Here is a 268-nt window from a genome sequence, read left to right on the forward strand (position 1 = left end):
GGCGAAAGAACAAATCGAGGGGACACCGGAGGTGTATGCACGAGGACAGGGCGGTCTCCTCGACGTCGCGTTGCATCCACAGTATCCGACCGAGCCCTGGGTGTATCTCACCTACGCAGCCGCACGAGACGACGGCACATCGAGCACCCACCTCGGACGAGGCCAACTCGACACCGACACAGCTCGAATCACCGAGTTCGAACAACTACACGCGGCCGAGCCGTTTGTCGACTCGGCGGGGCACTTTGGCTCCCGACTGACCTTCGAC

General features: G+C 62.3%; 1 protein-coding gene. It reads left to right on the forward strand.

All coding sequences use genetic code 11. The annotated features are described in order from the left end of the window. A partial coding sequence (locus tag AUR66_RS16685) for a PQQ-dependent sugar dehydrogenase (RefSeq protein ID WP_197409843.1) occupies positions 1–268 on the forward strand: 268 nt, incomplete at both ends.

This window comes from Haloferax profundi (assembly GCF_001469865.1).
Taxonomy (GTDB): domain Archaea; phylum Halobacteriota; class Halobacteria; order Halobacteriales; family Haloferacaceae; genus Haloferax; species Haloferax profundi.